This is a genomic window from Methylobacterium carpenticola (assembly GCF_042748905.1).
Classification (GTDB): domain Bacteria; phylum Pseudomonadota; class Alphaproteobacteria; order Rhizobiales; family Beijerinckiaceae; genus Methylobacterium; species Methylobacterium carpenticola.
Genome location: NZ_JBHZEO010000001.1, coordinates 3,092,157 through 3,107,951, shown reverse-complemented (window position 1 = coordinate 3,107,951; position 15,795 = coordinate 3,092,157). Strand labels below are relative to the sequence as shown.

Below are 15,795 nucleotides of genomic sequence, written 5' to 3'. Positions count from 1 at the left end.
CCGGCCGCGCGGATCATGGTTAGCGATTGGTCAACGGCTTGCGCCGAGGGTCGGCACAGCGGGCAGGGGGAGCGCATGGGAGCGGGGCGACGTCATCTCGGGACGGGGGGAGCGGCCCTGCTGGCGGTCCTCGCGGCCCCTGCCGCCGCGCCCGCCGCCCGGGCGCAGGACGCCGACCAGCCCCTGATGCTGCGCATCGTCCCGCGCGGTACGCCTCCCGTCGAGCCGGACGGCGCGGATGACGGCGAGGCGATGCGCCGCGCCATCGCCGCCCGGGAAGCGTTCGAGGCGCGGATCACCGCCCGGGCGCGGCGGGCGATCGCCTCCGTCTGCACCGGCTGCCTCGCCCCCGAGCCCGTGGCCGCCACGGCATCCCTCCCGCAGCCTTGACCGCCGGTCCCGCAGGATCGAGACCGTCGCCCTGACGATGGGCGGGGATGGGGCGTGATGGGAACGAGCCGTGCGGTGAGAGGCCCGGTGGCCGTGCGGCGCGCCGTTGCGGGGACGCTGGCAGCCCTGTTCCTGGCGGCCGGCCCGCAGCCGGCGCGGGCCGTCATGGGCGGCCGCGACGCCCCGGCGGACGGGCTCGCCCGCGCATCGGTCATGGTGCTGTCGTCGCGCGGCGGCGTGTGCAGCGGCATCGTCCTTGCCCCCCAGCTGATCCTCACCGCCGGCCATTGCGCCGCCGGGTCGGCGGAGCACCGGGTGCATTTTCGCGGCGAATCCGGGGAGCCCGTCCTGCTGGCCCTCGCCGGGAGCGCCGTGCATCCGGGCTACGATGCGGGCGCGGTGGCGGGCCGCCGCCGCTCGATCGACCTCGCCCTGCTGCGCGTCGCCGAGCCGTTGCCGCAGCGCTTCACGGCGGCGGCGCTCGCCGCGACGGCGCCGCACGCCGGAGCCGTGCTCACTCTCGGCGGCTACGGTCTCGCCCGGCCGGGGGATCCGCGCAGCAGCGGCACCTTCCGGACGGCGTCGCTGCCGGTCATCGAGCCCTACGGCCAGAGCCGCATCCTGGTCTGGCTCAAGGAGGCGGGCGGGGCGGCCGGGGCCTGCGAGGGTGATTCGGGCGGGCCCATCGCCGAGGGCGCGCAGGTCGTCGCCGTCACCAGCTGGGCCAGCGGCGCGAAGGGCTGCGGCGGAATCTCCCAGGGCGTGCTCGTCGGGCCACAGCGGGCCTGGATCGACCGCATCGCCGCCGGGTGGGGCGCGGCCGTCCGCTGGGAATGAGCCGGCCGGCAACCGCCGGAACGACGGGCCGGTCGATCCGATCACGCATCTGTTGACCCGGCGGCGCGATTGCTTCGGAACCGGCCGGGCGATGCGAGACTTCCCTTGTCGAGCGTGGCCGGAGGCCCCACAGTTCATCGCATGCGCTTCGTATCTGCCCGCCTGAACTCCTGTCTCGCCGTCGCGGCGCTCGGTTTGTCCTTCGCCGGATGGCCGGGCGGGGCGGGCGCCGTCGTTCTCGGGGAGATTTCCCGTGATCCCAACGGCCTGCGCAGCTCCGTCGTGCGCATCGAGAGCACGTCCGGCGAGATGTGCTCCGGCTCGCTCATCGGTCAGGACCTCGTCCTGACCGCCGCGCATTGCGTGATGCACAAGGCCGGCTACTGGGTCGTGGTCACCGACCGCAACTTCCGCCAGCGGCGTCTGCGCGCGGTCGCGGCGGCGATGCATCCGGACTTCGTCGCCGGCACCACGCCGGAGGATCAGCCCGGCACCGACCTCGCCATCCTCAAGCTCAGCGAGCGGCTCGGGCCCGACTTCCAGCCCCTCAGCACGCGGGGCGGCGGCGGGATCTCGGCCGGGGACGGCGTGGCGATCGCGGGCTACGGCGTCGTGGCAGAGAACCGGCGGAGCACCGCCCGCGTGCTGCGTCAGGCGCGTCTCGTCTCCCTCGGCGAGCTTCAGGTCGCCAATACGGTGACCGTGGTGGCGGACCGGCGCAGCCTCGCGGAGACCGCGGGGGCGGGAGCCTGCCTCGGCGATTCCGGCGGCCCGATCCTGAAGGGCGGTCCCGGCGGCTACCAGCTCGTCGGGGTGGTGAGCTGGTCGAGCGGCGCCGCCCAGCAGGGGCGCGTGCGCACCGCCTGCGGCGGCTTCACCGCCGTGACGCCGATCGCGGGCCACACCGACTGGATCGCCGCCCGGGCCGACGATCTCTCCCGCTACCAAGCCGGCGAACCCGCCCCGGCGCGCGTGGTGCGCGGCAACCCGGCGGATTGGACCGGCGGCCGCTGATCCGCTCCGCCGCGGCAGGGATCGGCGAGCGGAGTGCCGAAGCCATCACGGACGCGATCGCCCCGCGCGGGTACGCGGCAAGCTTGACGGTGGGAAAATCCCGGTCGTATCGGGTGATCCCCTTCGGAGGTCCCATGACCAACGCCGTCCTCCTCGTCGCCCGCATCCTCGTCGTGGCGCTCTTCCTCTGGTCCGGCTTCGGCAAGCTGATGAATCCCGGCGGCGTCACCGGCGCCATCGCGGCCAAGGGCCTGCCGGCCGCGCAGATCCTCGCCTACCTGACCATCGCGGCCGAACTCGGCCTCGGCCTTCTCATCGCGGCCGGCCTCTATGCCCGCGCCGCCGCCGTGGCGCTCGCCGCCTTCACGGCCATGACCATCGTCTTCTTCCACAATTTCTGGACGATGACCGGCGACGCGGTGCGCATGAACCAGATCCAGGCGCTGAAGAACGTCTCGATCATCGGTGCGTTGCTGATCATCGCGGCGGTCGGTCCCGGCCGTTTCGCGGTCAACCAGCGATAAGCGTCGCGGAGCCGGAACGGCCCCGCGGTCAGCACGTTGACCGCGCTCTCAGGGAGAGATTCGTCAGGGCGGGCACAGCGCACATGGCCGCAGACACATCCTCGGCCGGAGAGGCAGGTTCGTCCTCCGGCGTCAGCGCGGCCTTCCGTCTCTTCGCCGACGGAGCGCCGCTGCTGATCTGGCGCACCGATCCGCAGGCGCGCTGCATCTACGTCAATCCGGCCTGGCTCGCCTTCCGCGGGCGGCCCGCCGCCGACGAACTCGGCGCGGGCTGGAAGGAGGGGATCCATCCCGAGGACCGCGAGGCGCACGAGACGGTCCTCACGACGGCCCATGCCGACCGCGGCAGCTTCACGGCGGAGTACCGCCTGCGCCGCCACGACGGCGATTTCCGCTGGGTGCTGGGGCAGGGCAGCCCGCTCTTCGAGGGCGGGAGCTTCCAGGGCTATTGCGGCTCCTGCTTCGACATCACCGACCGCCGCCGGGCCGAGGAGCATGCCGCCCACGCCGCCGCCGAGAAGGAGGCGCTGCTGGCGGAAGTCTATCACCGCGTCCGCAACAACCTGCAGGTGATGGTCAGCCTGATCGGCCTCTACGGCCGGGCGGCGCCGCGGGAATGCCGGCCCTCCTTCGACGCGCTGGGGCAGCGCGTGCGGGCGATCGCCCTCGTCCAGCACCACCTGCACGAGGCGCCGGCCATCGCCAGCATCGACCTGGTGGACTACGTCCAGCGGCTCGGGCGCGGGCTCTCGCAGCTGCGCCGCGCCGGGCGCATCGTCGTCGACGTCGCCGCCGAGCGCACCGCCCTCCTGCCCCCCCGCACCGCGAACGCGCTGGGAATGATCCTCGCGGAGGTGATCGCCGAGGGCCTCGACGCCACGCCCGAGACGGTGAGCTGCTTCACCTCCGTGCTCATCCCCGCCGGCGCGCCGGACGAGCCGGTGCGGGTGCGCATCGTCGGGGGCGGAATCGGGGTCGCCACCGCCGCCGCCTCGCCGCCGAAGCTCGGGCCCCGGCTGATCGCCGCCTATGCGGGGCAGGCCGAGATCACGACGACCGGCGATGCGACGCCGGAATCCCCCCTCGAGCTTCTGCTCCCCGCCGCCGGCTGAGGCGCGGCTGGCGCCGCGGCGCCGCCGTGCCTATATGCCGGCCATCACCGCGAGCCCCTATCCCGCAAGCCCCGTCGAGCCATGCTGCCGCCCATCGCCGAGATCGTGGACAATTTCGCGTTCCTTGAGGAATGGGAGGACCGCCACCACTACCTGATGGAACTCGGCCGCAAGCTGCCCCCGCTGCCGGACGAGGCCCGCACCGAGGCCAACAAGGTGCGCGGCTGCGTGAGCCAAGTCTGGCTGGAGACGCAGGTCGACCGGGCCGGGGGGGCGCCGCGCCTGCATTTCCGCGGGGACAGCGACGCGCACATCACCAAGGGCGTGGTCGCGGTGCTCATCGCCTTCTTCGACGGGCGGACGGCGCAGGAGGCGGCGAGCGCCGACGCGCTCGGCCTGTTCCAGCAGCTCGGCCTCTCCGAGCACCTCACCGCCCAGCGCTCGAACGGCGCGCGCGCGATGATGGACCGGATCCGCTCCGACGCCGCCCGGGTGGCGCAGGCGGCTTGAGCAGGTTCCACGACGGCGACCACCGGTTCTGCGATGACAACCTGCGACATATCAAAACCCAAGCGGACGAAGCGGTGGCCTGCCGGCGCAAATCCGCCGAGGGTCACGCCGTCGCACGCCTTGCTCCGCGCGGGCTGGGGCGGCACATGGCGGGGATCGTGATCGATCCGGTGGCCCGCATGACCTCGTCCCTTCGACCGACCCTCCCGGCGCCCACGGCGGAGGCCCGCCCGCACAGCTTCTCCCTGCACGGCCGGACGGTCGTCGACCCCTATGCGTGGCTGAAGGCCGAGAACTGGCGCGACGTGCTCAAGGACCCCTCGGCGCTGCCGGCCGATATCCGCGCCTATCTGGAGGCCGAGAACGCCTATGCGGAGGCGGCCCTCGCCGGGACCGCAGCGCTCCGCAAGACCCTCGTTGCCGAGATGCGCGCCCGCATCCGCGAGGATGACGGCAGCGTGCCCGACCTGGACGGACCCTTCGCCTACTACACGCGCCACCGCGAGGGCGGTCAGCACCCGCTCGTCTGCCGCCGCCCGGCGGCGGGCATTACCTCCCTGCCGGTGGACCGGCTCGCCGGGGAGGGCGAGGAGATCCTGATCGACGGCGACCGCGAGGGCGAGGGCCACGCCTTCTTCGACCTCGCGGACGCGGTCCATTCGGACGATCACGCGCTGCTCGCCTGGAGCGCCGACACCAAGGGCTCCGAACTCTACACGATCCGGGTCCGCGACCTCGCCACCGGCCGCGACCGGGAGGACGCGATCATCGCCACCACCGGCGACGCGGTCTGGAGCGCGGACGGCCGCGCCTTCTGGTACGTCGCCGTCGACGAGAACCACCGTCCGGCCAAGGTGATGCTCCATCGCCTGGGCGCCCCGCAGAGCGAGGACGAGACCGTCTACGAGGAGGCGGATTCCGGCTTCTTCGTGGGGATCGACCGGACGCGATCCGGGGCCTTCCTCACCATCACGGCGAACGACCACGAATCCTCGGAGGTCCACCTCATCGACCGGGCCCGACCCGGCATCGCCTACCGGACGGTGGAACCGCGCACGGAGAAGCTGATCTACTCGGTGGAGCACCGGGGCGACGAACTCTTCATCCTCACCAACGCGGACGGGGCGGAGGACTTCAAGATCGCGGTGGCCCCGCTCCACGATCCCGCCCGCGCGAATTGGCGCGATCTCGTCCCCTACCGGCAGGGCGTGATGATCCGCTTCCAGCACGTGCTGGCGGATCACCTCGTGCGCCTGGAACTGGAGAATGCCCGGCCGCGCCTGATCGTGCGCGAGGCGTCGAGCGGCGAGGAGCACGCGGTCGCCTTCGCGGAGGAGGCCTACTCCCTCGGCCTGCTGCCGGGTCACGCCTACGACACCCGGGAAATCCGCTTCGTCTACTCGTCGCTGACCACGCCGGCCGAGACCTACGACTACGATTGCGTCAGCCGCACCCGCACCCTGCGCAAGCGCCAGGAGGTGCCGAGCGGCCACGATCCGGCGGCCTACGTCACCCGCCGCCTGTTCGCGACGGCGCCGGACGGGGAGAGCGTGCCGATCTCGCTGTTCCACCGCCGCGACTGCCCCCTCGACGGCAGCGCGCCGCTGCTGCTCTACGGCTACGGCTCCTACGGCTCGCTGATGTCGGCGAGCTTCCGCACCAACCCGCTCTCGCTCGTGGATCGCGGCTTCGTCTACGCCATCGCGCATGTCCGCGGCGGCACCGAGAAGGGCTGGCGCTGGTATCTCGACGGCAAGCGCGAGAAGAAGCCGAACACCTTCTCGGATTTCGTCGCCTGCGCCCGGGCCCTGATCGCGGCGCGCTACACCGCCGCGGGCCGCATCGTGGCGCATGGCGGCAGCGCGGGCGGCATGCTGATGGGGGCGGTCGCCAACCTCGCGCCGGAACTCTTCGCCGGCATCGTCGCGGATGTGCCCTTCGTCGACGTGCTCAACACGATGCTCGACGGCGACCTGCCGCTCACCCCGCCGGAATGGCCCGAATGGGGCAATCCCGGCGCCGACCGGCAGGCCTTCGAGACCATTCTGTCCTACTCGCCCTACGACAATCTCCGGGCGACCGCCTATCCGGCGATCCTGGCGCTCGGCGGCCTCACCGATCCGCGCGTGACCTACTGGGAGCCCGCCAAGTGGGTGGCGCGGCTGCGCACCACCATGACGGGCGGCGGTCCGGTGCTCCTGCGCATCAACATGGAGGCGGGCCACGGCGGCGCGGCCGGCCGCTTCGACCGGCTGGAGGAGGTGGCGCTGATCTACGCCTTCGCGCTTGCGGCGGTGGGCCGGGCCGGCGAGGGGAGCTGAGGCGGCGCCCGTCCCGGGCGTTCACGGCGCTCCGCAAGCGTCCGCCTGGACCCGGCTTCGGAGCCCGCGGCGCCTCCCGTCAGGGATCGCCGCGGCCGGCCGGACCCGAGGGCCGCTGCGCCGCATTTGACGGGCGCGCGGCCCTGGACCACGATCGTGGTCCGGTCAAGCCTCCCGGAATCGATCACGGAGTGAGCGCCGCCGTGGGATCGCCCGTCGTTCGGACCTCCGTGAATCATGGAAGCGGTGGCCGCGGGAAGCCGGGGGCCGCCGCGCCCGACTTCGTGTTCATGCTCACGCGCCACGACCGGACGGTTCCGGATGCGGCGGACCGCGTGGCCGAGGTGCTCGCCGCCGGCATCCGCCACATCGGCTTCAAGGATGTCGGCCTGCCGTTCGAGGCGCTCCGGGGCCTCGCGGCCGCGATCCGCGCAGGCGGCGCGACCGTCGTCCTCGAGGTGGTGAGCCTCGATGCGGCGAGCGAGGCGGCCTCGGCGCGGGCGGCGCTGGCCCTTGGGATCGATGTCCTGATGGGCGGCACGCGCCCGCAGCTCGTGCTACCGGTCATCGCGGGAACGCCGATCCGCTACTATCCCTTCCCGGGCCGGGTCGTCGGGCATCCGAGCCGCCTGGACGGAAGCGCCGAGGACATCGTGGCGAGTGCCGGACGTCTCGCCGCGATGGACGGGGTGCACGGCCTCGATCTCCTGGCCTACCGCTTTGCCGGCGACGTGCCGAGCCTGATCGCGCGGGTCTGCGCGGGCGTGAGCAAGCCCGTGGTGGTCGCGGGCTCGATCGACCGGGCCGAGCGGATCGCGGCCGTCGTGACCGGGGGCGCGGCCGGGTTCACGATCGGCACCGCCGCCCTCGACGGCGTGTTTCCGGCCGCGGCACCCGGGCTTCCGGCCCAGCTCGCCGCCGTGAAGACCCTGCTCGCCGAGGCCGCGGCCCGCCACGCGAGGCCCGGGCGTTGAAGCGAGCCCGCCCTCTCGGCCGCCATCACGCCAACTCGACGCAGAATACCTCTCGGTAGGCGCGCCGCCCCTCCGGCGTGACGGCGAGCGCCCGGGAATCCGCATGTCGGCGAATCCAGCCCTGGGCGAGGCCGTGCGTGCAGAGGGCGGCGCCGAGGCGGCCGGCGAGGTGGGGCCGGCGCTCGCTCCAATCGAGGCAGGGCCGGCAGAGGGGCACGGCGCGTCGGCCCTGGGACGGCGCCGACAGGTCGAGGCCGATGGCGTCGAGCCGCGCCAGCCCCTCCGGCGTGACGAGGCCGGCCTCGTCGCCGATCTCGATCCAGCCCTGCGCGCCGAGCGCATCGGCGAGGGCGACGCCGAGCCGGCCGGCGATGTGGTCGTAGCAGGTGCGGGCGAGGCGCATCCGCTCGTCCCGCGGCCCGGTGCGGGGCACCGGCGCCACGCTGCCGGCGACCTGCATCAGGCTTTCCAGCAGGCGCGCCACCGCGGGCGCGGCGATGCGGTGATAGCGGTGGCGGCCCTGGCGCGCGACCGCGAGCAGGCCCGCAGCGGTGAGCTGCGCGAGGTGGCCGCTCGCGGTCTGCGGCGCGATGCCCGCCGCGGCGGCGAGTTCCCCGGCCGTGAGGGCGCGCCCGTCCATGAGCGCCTGCATCATCGCGACCCGGGCGGAATCGCCGATGAGCGCGCCGATTTCCGCGACCGATGCCGTCGTCACCATGGAGCCGTCCTCCCGCCCCGGAGGTAGCACGGCCCGTGCGCCGATGGTTCGGCCGCCGCCGAAGCATCGGGGGGCCGGGGACGGGCAGGGTCGGCTCATGACCGACCTCGCCCTGTCCCGCCCGACTCCACGGGCCCACCGCCGGATGAGTCGCCTCGCCGCGCTTCTCGCGCGCTGGCTGCGCAACCATCGCACGCGGCTCGACCTGCGTGATCTGCCGCCGCATCTCCTCGCGGATATCGGCCTCAGCGAGGACGAGTGGCGGGCGGAATGCGGCCGGGCGTTCTGGCGCGAGGCGAGGCGGTGGCCGGATGCCGCCGCCCCGCCCGGTCTCAGAACCTGTAGGTGAAGCTGCCCTTGACGGCGTGGTCCTCGGCCCGCGTGCCGACCTGACCCGTGTAGGACACGCCCAAGGTCGTGCTGCTCGACACCTGCAGGTCCAGACCGGCCTGCGCCACCAGCGCGTCCCGGCTGATCGGCAGGCCCGCCGTCACGAAGCTCGGACCCGTCCCGAACGCCACCAGCGCCGTCGGGATCACGTCCCCGAACGCCCGCCGGTAGCCCACCAGCCCGTGCAGCGACACCGGCGCCCCGAACCCGAGATCCAGGCTCGTCTGACCCCGCACGCCCGCCGTGAAGGTCGGGGTCTCCGCCAGCCGCGAGGCCCCCGACAGCGCCGCCACCCCGCCGGTCTCCGCGAAGCGGTCCCGGTCGATCCCCACATACGCCCCGCCCACGAACGGCTCGAGATACGTCGGCAGCGCCAGCGGATCCTTGCTCGGCGTGCCGAGCACGATCCGGTAGCCGATCTCGCCGAAGCCCTGCAGCGTCGAGCCGCCGTAGCGCGCGCTCTCGGTCTCGGCCACGCCCGGAGCACTCACCGTGCGCCGCAGCCGCAGGCTGTTGCCCGCGTAGACCGCCCCGAGCCGCAGCGAGAGCGGACCGACCGCGGTGCCGCCATAGACCCCGCCGAACCCGCTCTCGATCGTGCCGGTCTGCAGCCGGCCCGCCGTGTCGAGGCTGGTCGTGGTGTAGCCGCCCGCCACGCCGAGCGTGATGCCGTTCTCCAGCCGCACGTCGCCGCCGAGCACGAAGCCCGCGGTGTCGCGGTCGAGGCTGGCGGCGTTGCCGTCGCTGCGGGTGCGGCCGAAGGCACCGAAGCCCTGGCCCCAGAGAGCGAAGACCTGCGGGTCGAGCACCCGCACCGGCACCGGCTTGGCGCGGCCGGGCAGGTCGGCGGTGTAGGTGGCCGGCAGGCTGCCGTAGTCGCGCCCGCCGCTGGCGCCCCAGCGCAGGCGGTCGAGGATGGCCTCGCGCACGAAGAAGGCGGTCTCGTAGGCGGCCGAGACGCTGCTGGCGTGGATGTCGCCGGTGGTGGCCTGGAAGGCGGCGACGGCCTCCGGGGTGGTCAGGCCGATGGTGCGGTCGTAGATCGCGCCGCTGCCGGCGGCCTGGATGGCGGTGGCGACCGCGGCCTGGTTGCGGGACTGGGCGATGGTGGCGAAGGGGATGTCGTTGCGGGTCAGCGTCAGGTCGACCTCGCCGGCCTGGTAGCGCAGGGTGGGGGTGAGGAAGGCGAGGTTGGAGCTGACGCTGTCGAAGCGCCCGCTGACGCCGCCTGCGGCGGTGAGGATCGGGTAGAGGGTGCGGGGCTGGTAGCTGCCGTTCTGGGCGACCACCTGGACGGTGCCGCCGGCGAGGGTGGCGGAGCCGGAGGCGGCGAGGCGGTCGGCCTGGCCGGCGGCGTTGGCCTCGACCTGGACGGTCGAGCCGGCCGCGAAGCTGACGTTGCCGGCGACAGTGAGGGTGCCGATGGAGTTGCCGGGGGCGACGGTGGCGCCGCTCTGGGCGATGACGCCGCCGACCGTGCCGGTGCCGCCGAGGAACGCGCCCGACGCCACGGTGACCACCGATCCGGCCAGCGAGCCGTTCACCACGAGGCCGCCCGCCGCGACGCCGGTCGGGCCGGTCAGCGTGCTCTGGCCGGTGAGGATGAGATTGCCCCGGTTGATCTTGGTCAGGGTGCCGGTCCCCGCGATGGCATTCGCCATCGTCCCGTCGATCGACTGGTCGATGATCAGGGCGGCGTTGTCGGTGATGGTGCCGCTGCCGAAGGCGAGGGCGTGGCCGATCAGGGTGCCGCCGGCGATAGTTGTGCCGCCCGCATAGGTGTTGGCGCCGGTTAGCACCAGGGTACCGCTGCCCGCCTTCACCAGCCCGCCATTGCCGCCGATGTCGTTGCGCCAAGTGTCGAAGGCCGAGAATCCGCCCTTGGCGGCCTCCATCGTCACCGTCACGGTGCCGGAGAGAGAGCCGTAGCCGTCGGCCGCCGCGAACAGGTTGAGCCGGTCGTAGCCGAGCCCGTTGTCGAGCAGGCCGCCCGAGGCCAGTTCGGTGCTGGCGAGCACGTCGCGGCGCTGCGCCGCGCTGAGATAGGGGAAGCGGGTCTCCAGCAGCACTTCGGCCCCGGTTGGCACCACCGGCGCCAGATCCGTCGGGCCGACCGGCGCGAAGCCGTAGGTCAGCCGCGCCGTGTAGTCCGCCTTGTTGCGGGCGTAGTCGGAGAAGCGGTCGGTGGCGGTGTCGACCGCCGCGTGGGCGCAGACCGACAGCAGGCCGCCGCAGCTCTGGGTCAGATAGCTCTGCGCCTGGGCCAGGGCATCGACCCGCAGGGAGGCGCTCGCCGGATCGTTGAAGTAGCGGATCGCCGTGAAGGTGGCGAGCACGCGGGCGCCCATCACGTCGAGGGGCGAGTGCATGCCCGCGACGACGCGGTTATCGCCGAGTTCGCTCGCGCGAGTCAGCAACTCTTGGAAGCGCTGCGGCACGGCCTGGGCCAGGGCGAGGGCGGTCAGGACGGCGGCGTTGGTGTGGCCGCTCGGGAAGCCGCCGTCGCTCGACGGGTTCGTGCCCTTCGCCGGCACCAGCGAGGGCACCACCACGAAGTCGAGGCTCTGGCCGTTCAGCGTCTGCCGCCAGGGCCGGGGATAGTTGTAGAAGTTTTTCGCGGGCGTGGTCGAGGCGTTGGCGTTGCGCAGGCCGTTCACGAGGTCCACGACCTTGCCGAGGGCGGAGCCCGAGACGCCGATGCCGGTGCCCTGATCGTCGTACTTCACGGTCGACGTCGTGGCATCGAAGACCGGGATCGTGGTGGTGGCGCCGGCGCCGGTCTTGAAGGCGCCGGTCAGCGGCCCGAGCCCGTCGATGACCCCGTAGCTCTGGTTGCGCCGGTCGTCGTAATAGGCCGCGATCTCCTGATCACGGGTGCGCGCCCGCGCCTTGTCGACCACGATCTGAAGGTTGCGCTGCAGGATCGGCGCGCCGAGCGTCGTGGGCGTGCCCGTGTCCCAGGTCTTCCCCGTCGTCCAGAGCCGGCTGAAGCCCGATAGGACGTTGACGTTGTTGGTCGTGTCGGTGCCGGACGACTGGGCCAGAGCGGCCCCGGCGGGCACCAGACCGGACGTGGTCAGGAGAAGGGCGGTCAGCAGCTTGTTCACGATCGTTCCCAGCAAAGTCTCCGGCGCGCCTCTCGGCGCCGCCTGCCGCGGATGGTCCGCGCTGGGGATCGGCTAGCTTGGCCGTTTAACGGTCGCGTGACGAAGCGTCGGCAACGAGAAAGGAATCGGATATGCTCGGACATGCAGGGCGTGATGTGTCCCTGCGGCGACGATCACGCAATAGATCTTCCGCCGGCAATCGGATTTCGTAGAAGCATCGGACGATCGATCCCGGATAACCCGAGCGGCGCGCCTCTCCTCACCCGCCAAGGCCCATCATGTCCGCACAGGAGAGGACGAGAGCGAAAGAACGGCAGCTTCCGGACGCGGGCGGTTCCCCTCTCCGACTCGGGCGAGGGGAACCCGCTCCAGCTTGCCTCCGCTGACCGCCTTCGGAGGGCCGCGCGGCGAGGGGGATCAGGCCCCCTCGGCCTCCTCCTCGCCCTCGATATGCTCGACGGAGACCACCTTCTCGTCCTTGGCGGTGTTGAACACCGTCACGCCCTGGGAGGCGCGGCCGACGATGCGGATGTCGTCCACGGGCACGCGGATGAGCTGGCCGCCATTGGTCACCAGCATGATCTGGTCGCTGGTCTCGACCGGGAAGGAGGCCACGAGGCTGCCGTTGCGGGCGTTCACCTCCATGGCCTTGATGCCCTTTCCGCCGCGTCCGGAGATCCGGTACTCGAAGGACGAGGTGCGCTTGCCGAAGCCGCGCTCGGAGAGCGTCAGCACGAACTGCTCGGCCGCGCCCATGGCGATGTAGCGCTCCTGATCGAGGTCGATCGAGGCCGCGGTCTCCTCGGCATCCGCCTCCGGGGCGGCCGGCATCTCGATGGCCTCGCCGGTGGCGCGGCGGTCGGCATTGGCCCGCCGCAGATAGGCCTGCCGCTCCTCGGGCGTCGCCTCGAAGTGGCGCAGGATCGTCATCGAGATGACCCGGTCGCCCGCGGCGAGGTTGATGCCGCGCACCCCGGTCGAGTCGCGCCCCTTGAACACGCGCACGTCGGTGGTGGGGAAGCGGATGCACTGGCCCGCTGCCGTGGTGAGCAGGACGTCGTCGGCTTCCGTGCAGATCTCGACATGGACGATGTGGTCGCCCTCGTCGAGCTTCATGGCGATCTTGCCGTTGCGGTTCACCTGCACGAAGTCGGAGAGCTTGTTGCGCCGGACGTTGCCGCTCGCGGTGGCGAACATCACATCGAGCGTCTCCCAGGAGGCCTCGTCCTCCGGCAGCGGCATGATGGTGGTGATGCGCTCGCCCGTCTGGTCGAGGGGCAGGATGTTCACCAGCGCCTTGCCGCGGGCATTGGGCGCCGCCAGGGGAAGCCGCCAGACCTTCTCCTTGTAGGCCTGACCCTGCGAGGAGAAGAACAGCACCGGCGTGTGGGTGTTGGCCACGAACAGGCGGGTGACGAAATCCTCGTCGCGGGTCGCCATGCCGGAGCGGCCCTTGCCGCCGCGGCGCTGCGCCCGGTAGGTCGAGAGCGGCACGCGCTTGATGTAGCCGGCATGGGACACGGTCACGACCATGTCCTCGCGCTGGATCAGGTCCTCGTCCTCGACGTTCGAGTCCCAGTCCTGGATCTCGGTCTTGCGCGGCGTCGCGTATTCGGCCCGGACCTCGGCGAGTTCCGTCTTGACGATGCCGAGGATGCGGGCGCGGGAGCGCAGGATGTCGAGGTAGTCGGCGATCTCGTCGGCCAGCTGCTTCAGCTCGTCCCCGACCTCGTCGCGGCCGAGTGCGGTGAGGCGCTGGAGCCGCAGGTCGAGGATCGCGCGGGCCTGCGCGTCCGACAGGCGGTAGGTCCCGTCATCGGCGACGCGGTGGCGCGGATCGTCCACGAGGGCGATCAGCGGCGCGATGTCGGTCGCCGGCCAGTCGCGGCTCATCAGGGCCTCGCGGGCGCTGTTCGGATCCGGCGAGGTGCGGATCAGCCGGATCACCTCGTCGATGTTGGCGACCGCGATGGCGAGGCCGCACAGCACGTGGGCGCGCTCGCGGGCCTTGCGCAGCAGGAACTTGGTGCGCCGGGAGACGACCTCCTCGCGGAAGTCGATGAAGGCCTGGAGCAGGTCCTTGAGGTTGAGAAGCTCCGGCCGGCCGCCGTTCAGCGCCACCATGTTGCAGCCGAAGGAGGTCTGCAAAGGGGTGTAGCGGTAGAGCTGGTTGAGCACGACGTCCGCCATGGCGTCGCGCTTCAACTCCACCACGATGCGCATGCCGTCGCGGTCGGATTCGTCGCGCAGGTCGGAGATGCCCTCGATGCGCTTGTCGCGCACCAGCTCGGCGATCTTCTCGACCAGCGAGGCCTTGTTCACCTGATAGGGAATCTCGGTGAAGATCAGGGCCTCGCGCTCCTTGCGCAGCTCCTCCACGTGGGACTTCGCCCGCATCACCACCGAGCCGCGCCCGGTCAGGTAGGCCGAGCGGGTGCCGGCGCGGCCGAGGATCTGGCCGCCGGTGGGGAAGTCGGGACCCGGGATGATGTCGTTCAGCGCCTCGATGGTGAGGGCGGGATCGTCGATCAAGGCGACGCAGCCGTCGATCACCTCGCCGAGATTGTGCGGCGGGATGTTGGTGGCCATGCCGACCGCGATGCCGCCCGCCCCGTTGACGAGGAGGTTGGGGAAGCGGGCGGGCAGAACTGCCGGCTCGTCCTTCGACTCGTCGTAGTTCGGGTTGAAGTCGACGGTGTTCTTGTCGATGTCCTCGAGCAGCGCCATGGCCGGCTTGGCGAGGCGCGATTCCGTGTAGCGCATCGCCGCCGGCGGGTCGCCGTCAATCGAGCCGAAATTGCCCTGGCCGTCGACCAGCATCAGGCGCATGGCGAAATCCTGCGCCATGCGCACCAGCGCGTCGTAAATCGACTGGTCGCCGTGCGGGTGATACTGACCCATGACGTCGCCGACGATGCGCGCCGACTTGACGTACTTGCGGTCCGGCAGGTAGCCGTTCTCATACATCGAGTAGAGGATGCGGCGATGCACGGGTTTCAGCCCGTCGCGCGCATCAGGCAGCGCCCGGCTCACGATCACGCTCATCGCGTAATCGAGGTAGGAGCGGCGCATCTCGTCGGTGATGGAAACGGGCTTGATGTCGCTGGCGGGCGGAGGCGCGCCGGTCTGGTCGTTCTCTGCCAAGGTCACACTCTCGCGGCGGCCGACAGGGCCACCCTGGAAATAGCCGATTTCCAGCCAAGCCGCCACCCGCGTGGCGGCTGCTGGAACGCTTGTGAATTCAAGGCTTTAGATGGGGTGACGGCAGCGCCTGCGCAAGGCGCCGCCGACGCGGCCGGGCGGCGCTGACCGTTCCGTCCGCGCCGCCCCGTCATGCTCCGATCCCGGCAAACGCCTAGAACGGGATATCGTCGTCGAGGTCGTCGTAGCGCTTCTGGCCGCCGCCGCCGGCCGGGGCCGGCCGGCGCTCGCCGCCCGAGGAGCGGCCGCCGCCGCCGAAATCGCCACCACGGCTGATCTGGCCGCCGCCCATGCTGCCGCCCATGTCGTCGGCGCCCATCTCGCCGCCGCCGCCGCGTCCGTCGAGGATCGTCAGCTCACCGCGGAAGCGCTGCAGCACGACCTCGGTCGTGTACTTCTCGGCGCCCGACTGGTCCTGCCATTTGCGGGTCTGGAGCTGGCCCTCGACATAGACCTTCGAGCCCTTGCGCAGGTACTGCTCGGCCACGCGGGCGAGGTTCTCGTTGTAGATCACGACCGAGTGCCACTCGGTCTTCTCCTTGCGCTCGCCCGTGGCCTTGTCCTTCCACGATTCCGAGGTCGCGAGCCTCAGGTTCACCACCGGATCCCCGGAGGCGAGGCGGCGGGTCTCGGGGTCGCGCCCGAGATTGCCCACCAGGATCACCTTGTTCACGCTGCCCGCCATTCCGCTCTCCTT

General features: G+C 71.9%; 13 protein-coding genes. 9 read left to right on the top strand and 4 right to left on the bottom strand.

What is annotated here, in order from left to right:
* Positions 1 to 75: 75 nt before the first annotated feature.
* The 8 genes from ACE101_RS14615 to ACE101_RS14580 all read left to right on the top strand — a co-directional run bounded on the left by ACE101_RS14615 (position 76) and on the right by ACE101_RS14580 (position 7,682).
* Positions 76 to 390: a hypothetical protein gene (locus tag ACE101_RS14615; protein ID WP_379130639.1), complete on the top strand. Its 315-nt coding sequence runs from the start codon at positions 76 to 78 to the stop codon at positions 388 to 390.
* A gap of 57 nt (positions 391 to 447) precedes the next feature.
* Positions 448 to 1,227 (top strand): trypsin-like serine protease, encoded by a 780-nt coding sequence (locus tag ACE101_RS14610; protein WP_379130636.1) that lies wholly within the window; start codon positions 448 to 450, stop codon positions 1,225 to 1,227.
* A 141-nt stretch (positions 1,228 to 1,368) separates the two neighbouring features.
* Positions 1,369 to 2,241, top strand: a complete 873-nt coding sequence (locus ACE101_RS14605) for a S1 family peptidase (RefSeq protein ID WP_379130634.1) — start codon at positions 1,369 to 1,371, stop codon at positions 2,239 to 2,241.
* 134 nt (positions 2,242 to 2,375) lie between these two features.
* Entirely contained in the window at positions 2,376 to 2,765 is a 390-nt protein-coding gene (locus ACE101_RS14600; protein WP_379130631.1) for a DoxX family protein, read from the top strand.
* 83 nt (positions 2,766 to 2,848) lie between these two features.
* The gene (locus tag ACE101_RS14595) at positions 2,849 to 3,877 is read left to right on the top strand and encodes a PAS domain S-box protein (protein ID WP_379130628.1); all 1,029 of its coding nucleotides are present in this window, start codon (positions 2,849 to 2,851) and stop codon (positions 3,875 to 3,877) included.
* An 81-nt stretch (positions 3,878 to 3,958) separates the two neighbouring features.
* Positions 3,959 to 4,387, top strand: a complete 429-nt coding sequence (locus ACE101_RS14590) for a SufE family protein (RefSeq protein WP_379130625.1) — start codon at positions 3,959 to 3,961, stop codon at positions 4,385 to 4,387.
* 179 nt (positions 4,388 to 4,566) lie between these two features.
* Positions 4,567 to 6,708: a S9 family peptidase gene (locus ACE101_RS14585; RefSeq protein WP_379138689.1), complete on the top strand. Its 2,142-nt coding sequence runs from the start codon at positions 4,567 to 4,569 to the stop codon at positions 6,706 to 6,708.
* A gap of 290 nt (positions 6,709 to 6,998) precedes the next feature.
* A complete protein-coding gene (locus ACE101_RS14580; RefSeq protein WP_379138686.1) occupies positions 6,999 to 7,682 on the top strand; it encodes a 4-hydroxythreonine-4-phosphate dehydrogenase in 684 nt (227 codons plus the stop codon).
* Positions 7,683 to 7,707: 25 nt separating this feature from the next.
* On the opposite strand, the gene ACE101_RS14575 is transcribed toward ACE101_RS14580, so the two are convergent.
* A complete protein-coding gene (locus ACE101_RS14575; RefSeq protein WP_379130622.1) occupies positions 7,708 to 8,400 on the bottom strand; it encodes an ArsR/SmtB family transcription factor in 693 nt (230 codons plus the stop codon).
* 97 nt (positions 8,401 to 8,497) lie between these two features.
* Between ACE101_RS14575 and ACE101_RS14570 the strand changes: the two genes are divergently transcribed.
* Entirely contained in the window at positions 8,498 to 8,749 is a 252-nt protein-coding gene (locus ACE101_RS14570) for a DUF1127 domain-containing protein (RefSeq protein ID WP_379130620.1), read from the top strand.
* On the opposite strand, the gene ACE101_RS14565 is transcribed toward ACE101_RS14570, so the two are convergent.
* The 3 genes from ACE101_RS14565 to ssb all read right to left on the bottom strand — a co-directional run bounded on the left by ACE101_RS14565 (position 8,733) and on the right by ssb (position 15,783).
* Positions 8,733 to 11,897: an autotransporter domain-containing protein gene (locus ACE101_RS14565; RefSeq protein ID WP_379130617.1), complete on the bottom strand. Its 3,165-nt coding sequence runs from the start codon at positions 11,895 to 11,897 to the stop codon at positions 8,733 to 8,735. The genes ACE101_RS14570 and ACE101_RS14565 overlap by 17 nt on opposite strands.
* A 417-nt stretch (positions 11,898 to 12,314) precedes the next feature.
* The gene (gyrA, locus tag ACE101_RS14560) at positions 12,315 to 15,041 is read right to left on the bottom strand and encodes a DNA gyrase subunit A (protein WP_379130615.1); all 2,727 of its coding nucleotides are present in this window, start codon (positions 15,039 to 15,041) and stop codon (positions 12,315 to 12,317) included.
* A gap of 211 nt (positions 15,042 to 15,252) precedes the next feature.
* Positions 15,253 to 15,783, bottom strand: coding sequence for a single-stranded DNA-binding protein (gene ssb / locus ACE101_RS14555; protein WP_379130613.1), 531 nt, complete (start codon positions 15,781 to 15,783; stop codon positions 15,253 to 15,255).
* Positions 15,784 to 15,795: the final 12 nt, after the last annotated feature.

Excerpts from the sequence above, each read along its gene's own strand:
- ACE101_RS14615 (WP_379130639.1), top strand. The coding sequence starts at position 76 with ATGGGAGCGGGGCGACGTCATCTCGGGACGGGGGGAGCGGCCCTGCTG.
- ACE101_RS14610 (WP_379130636.1), top strand. The coding sequence starts at position 448 with ATGGGAACGAGCCGTGCGGTGAGAGGCCCGGTGGCCGTGCGGCGCGCC.
- ACE101_RS14605 (WP_379130634.1), top strand. The coding sequence starts at position 1,369 with ATGCGCTTCGTATCTGCCCGCCTGAACTCCTGTCTCGCCGTCGCGGCG.
- ACE101_RS14600 (WP_379130631.1), top strand. The coding sequence starts at position 2,376 with ATGACCAACGCCGTCCTCCTCGTCGCCCGCATCCTCGTCGTGGCGCTC.
- ACE101_RS14595 (WP_379130628.1), top strand. The coding sequence starts at position 2,849 with ATGGCCGCAGACACATCCTCGGCCGGAGAGGCAGGTTCGTCCTCCGGC.
- ACE101_RS14590 (WP_379130625.1), top strand. The coding sequence starts at position 3,959 with ATGCTGCCGCCCATCGCCGAGATCGTGGACAATTTCGCGTTCCTTGAG.
- ACE101_RS14585 (WP_379138689.1), top strand. The coding sequence starts at position 4,567 with ATGACCTCGTCCCTTCGACCGACCCTCCCGGCGCCCACGGCGGAGGCC.
- ACE101_RS14580 (WP_379138686.1), top strand. The coding sequence starts at position 6,999 with ATGCTCACGCGCCACGACCGGACGGTTCCGGATGCGGCGGACCGCGTG.
- ACE101_RS14575 (WP_379130622.1), bottom strand. The coding sequence starts at position 8,400 with ATGGTGACGACGGCATCGGTCGCGGAAATCGGCGCGCTCATCGGCGAT.
- ACE101_RS14570 (WP_379130620.1), top strand. The coding sequence starts at position 8,498 with ATGACCGACCTCGCCCTGTCCCGCCCGACTCCACGGGCCCACCGCCGG.
- ssb (WP_379130613.1), bottom strand. The coding sequence starts at position 15,783 with ATGGCGGGCAGCGTGAACAAGGTGATCCTGGTGGGCAATCTCGGGCGC.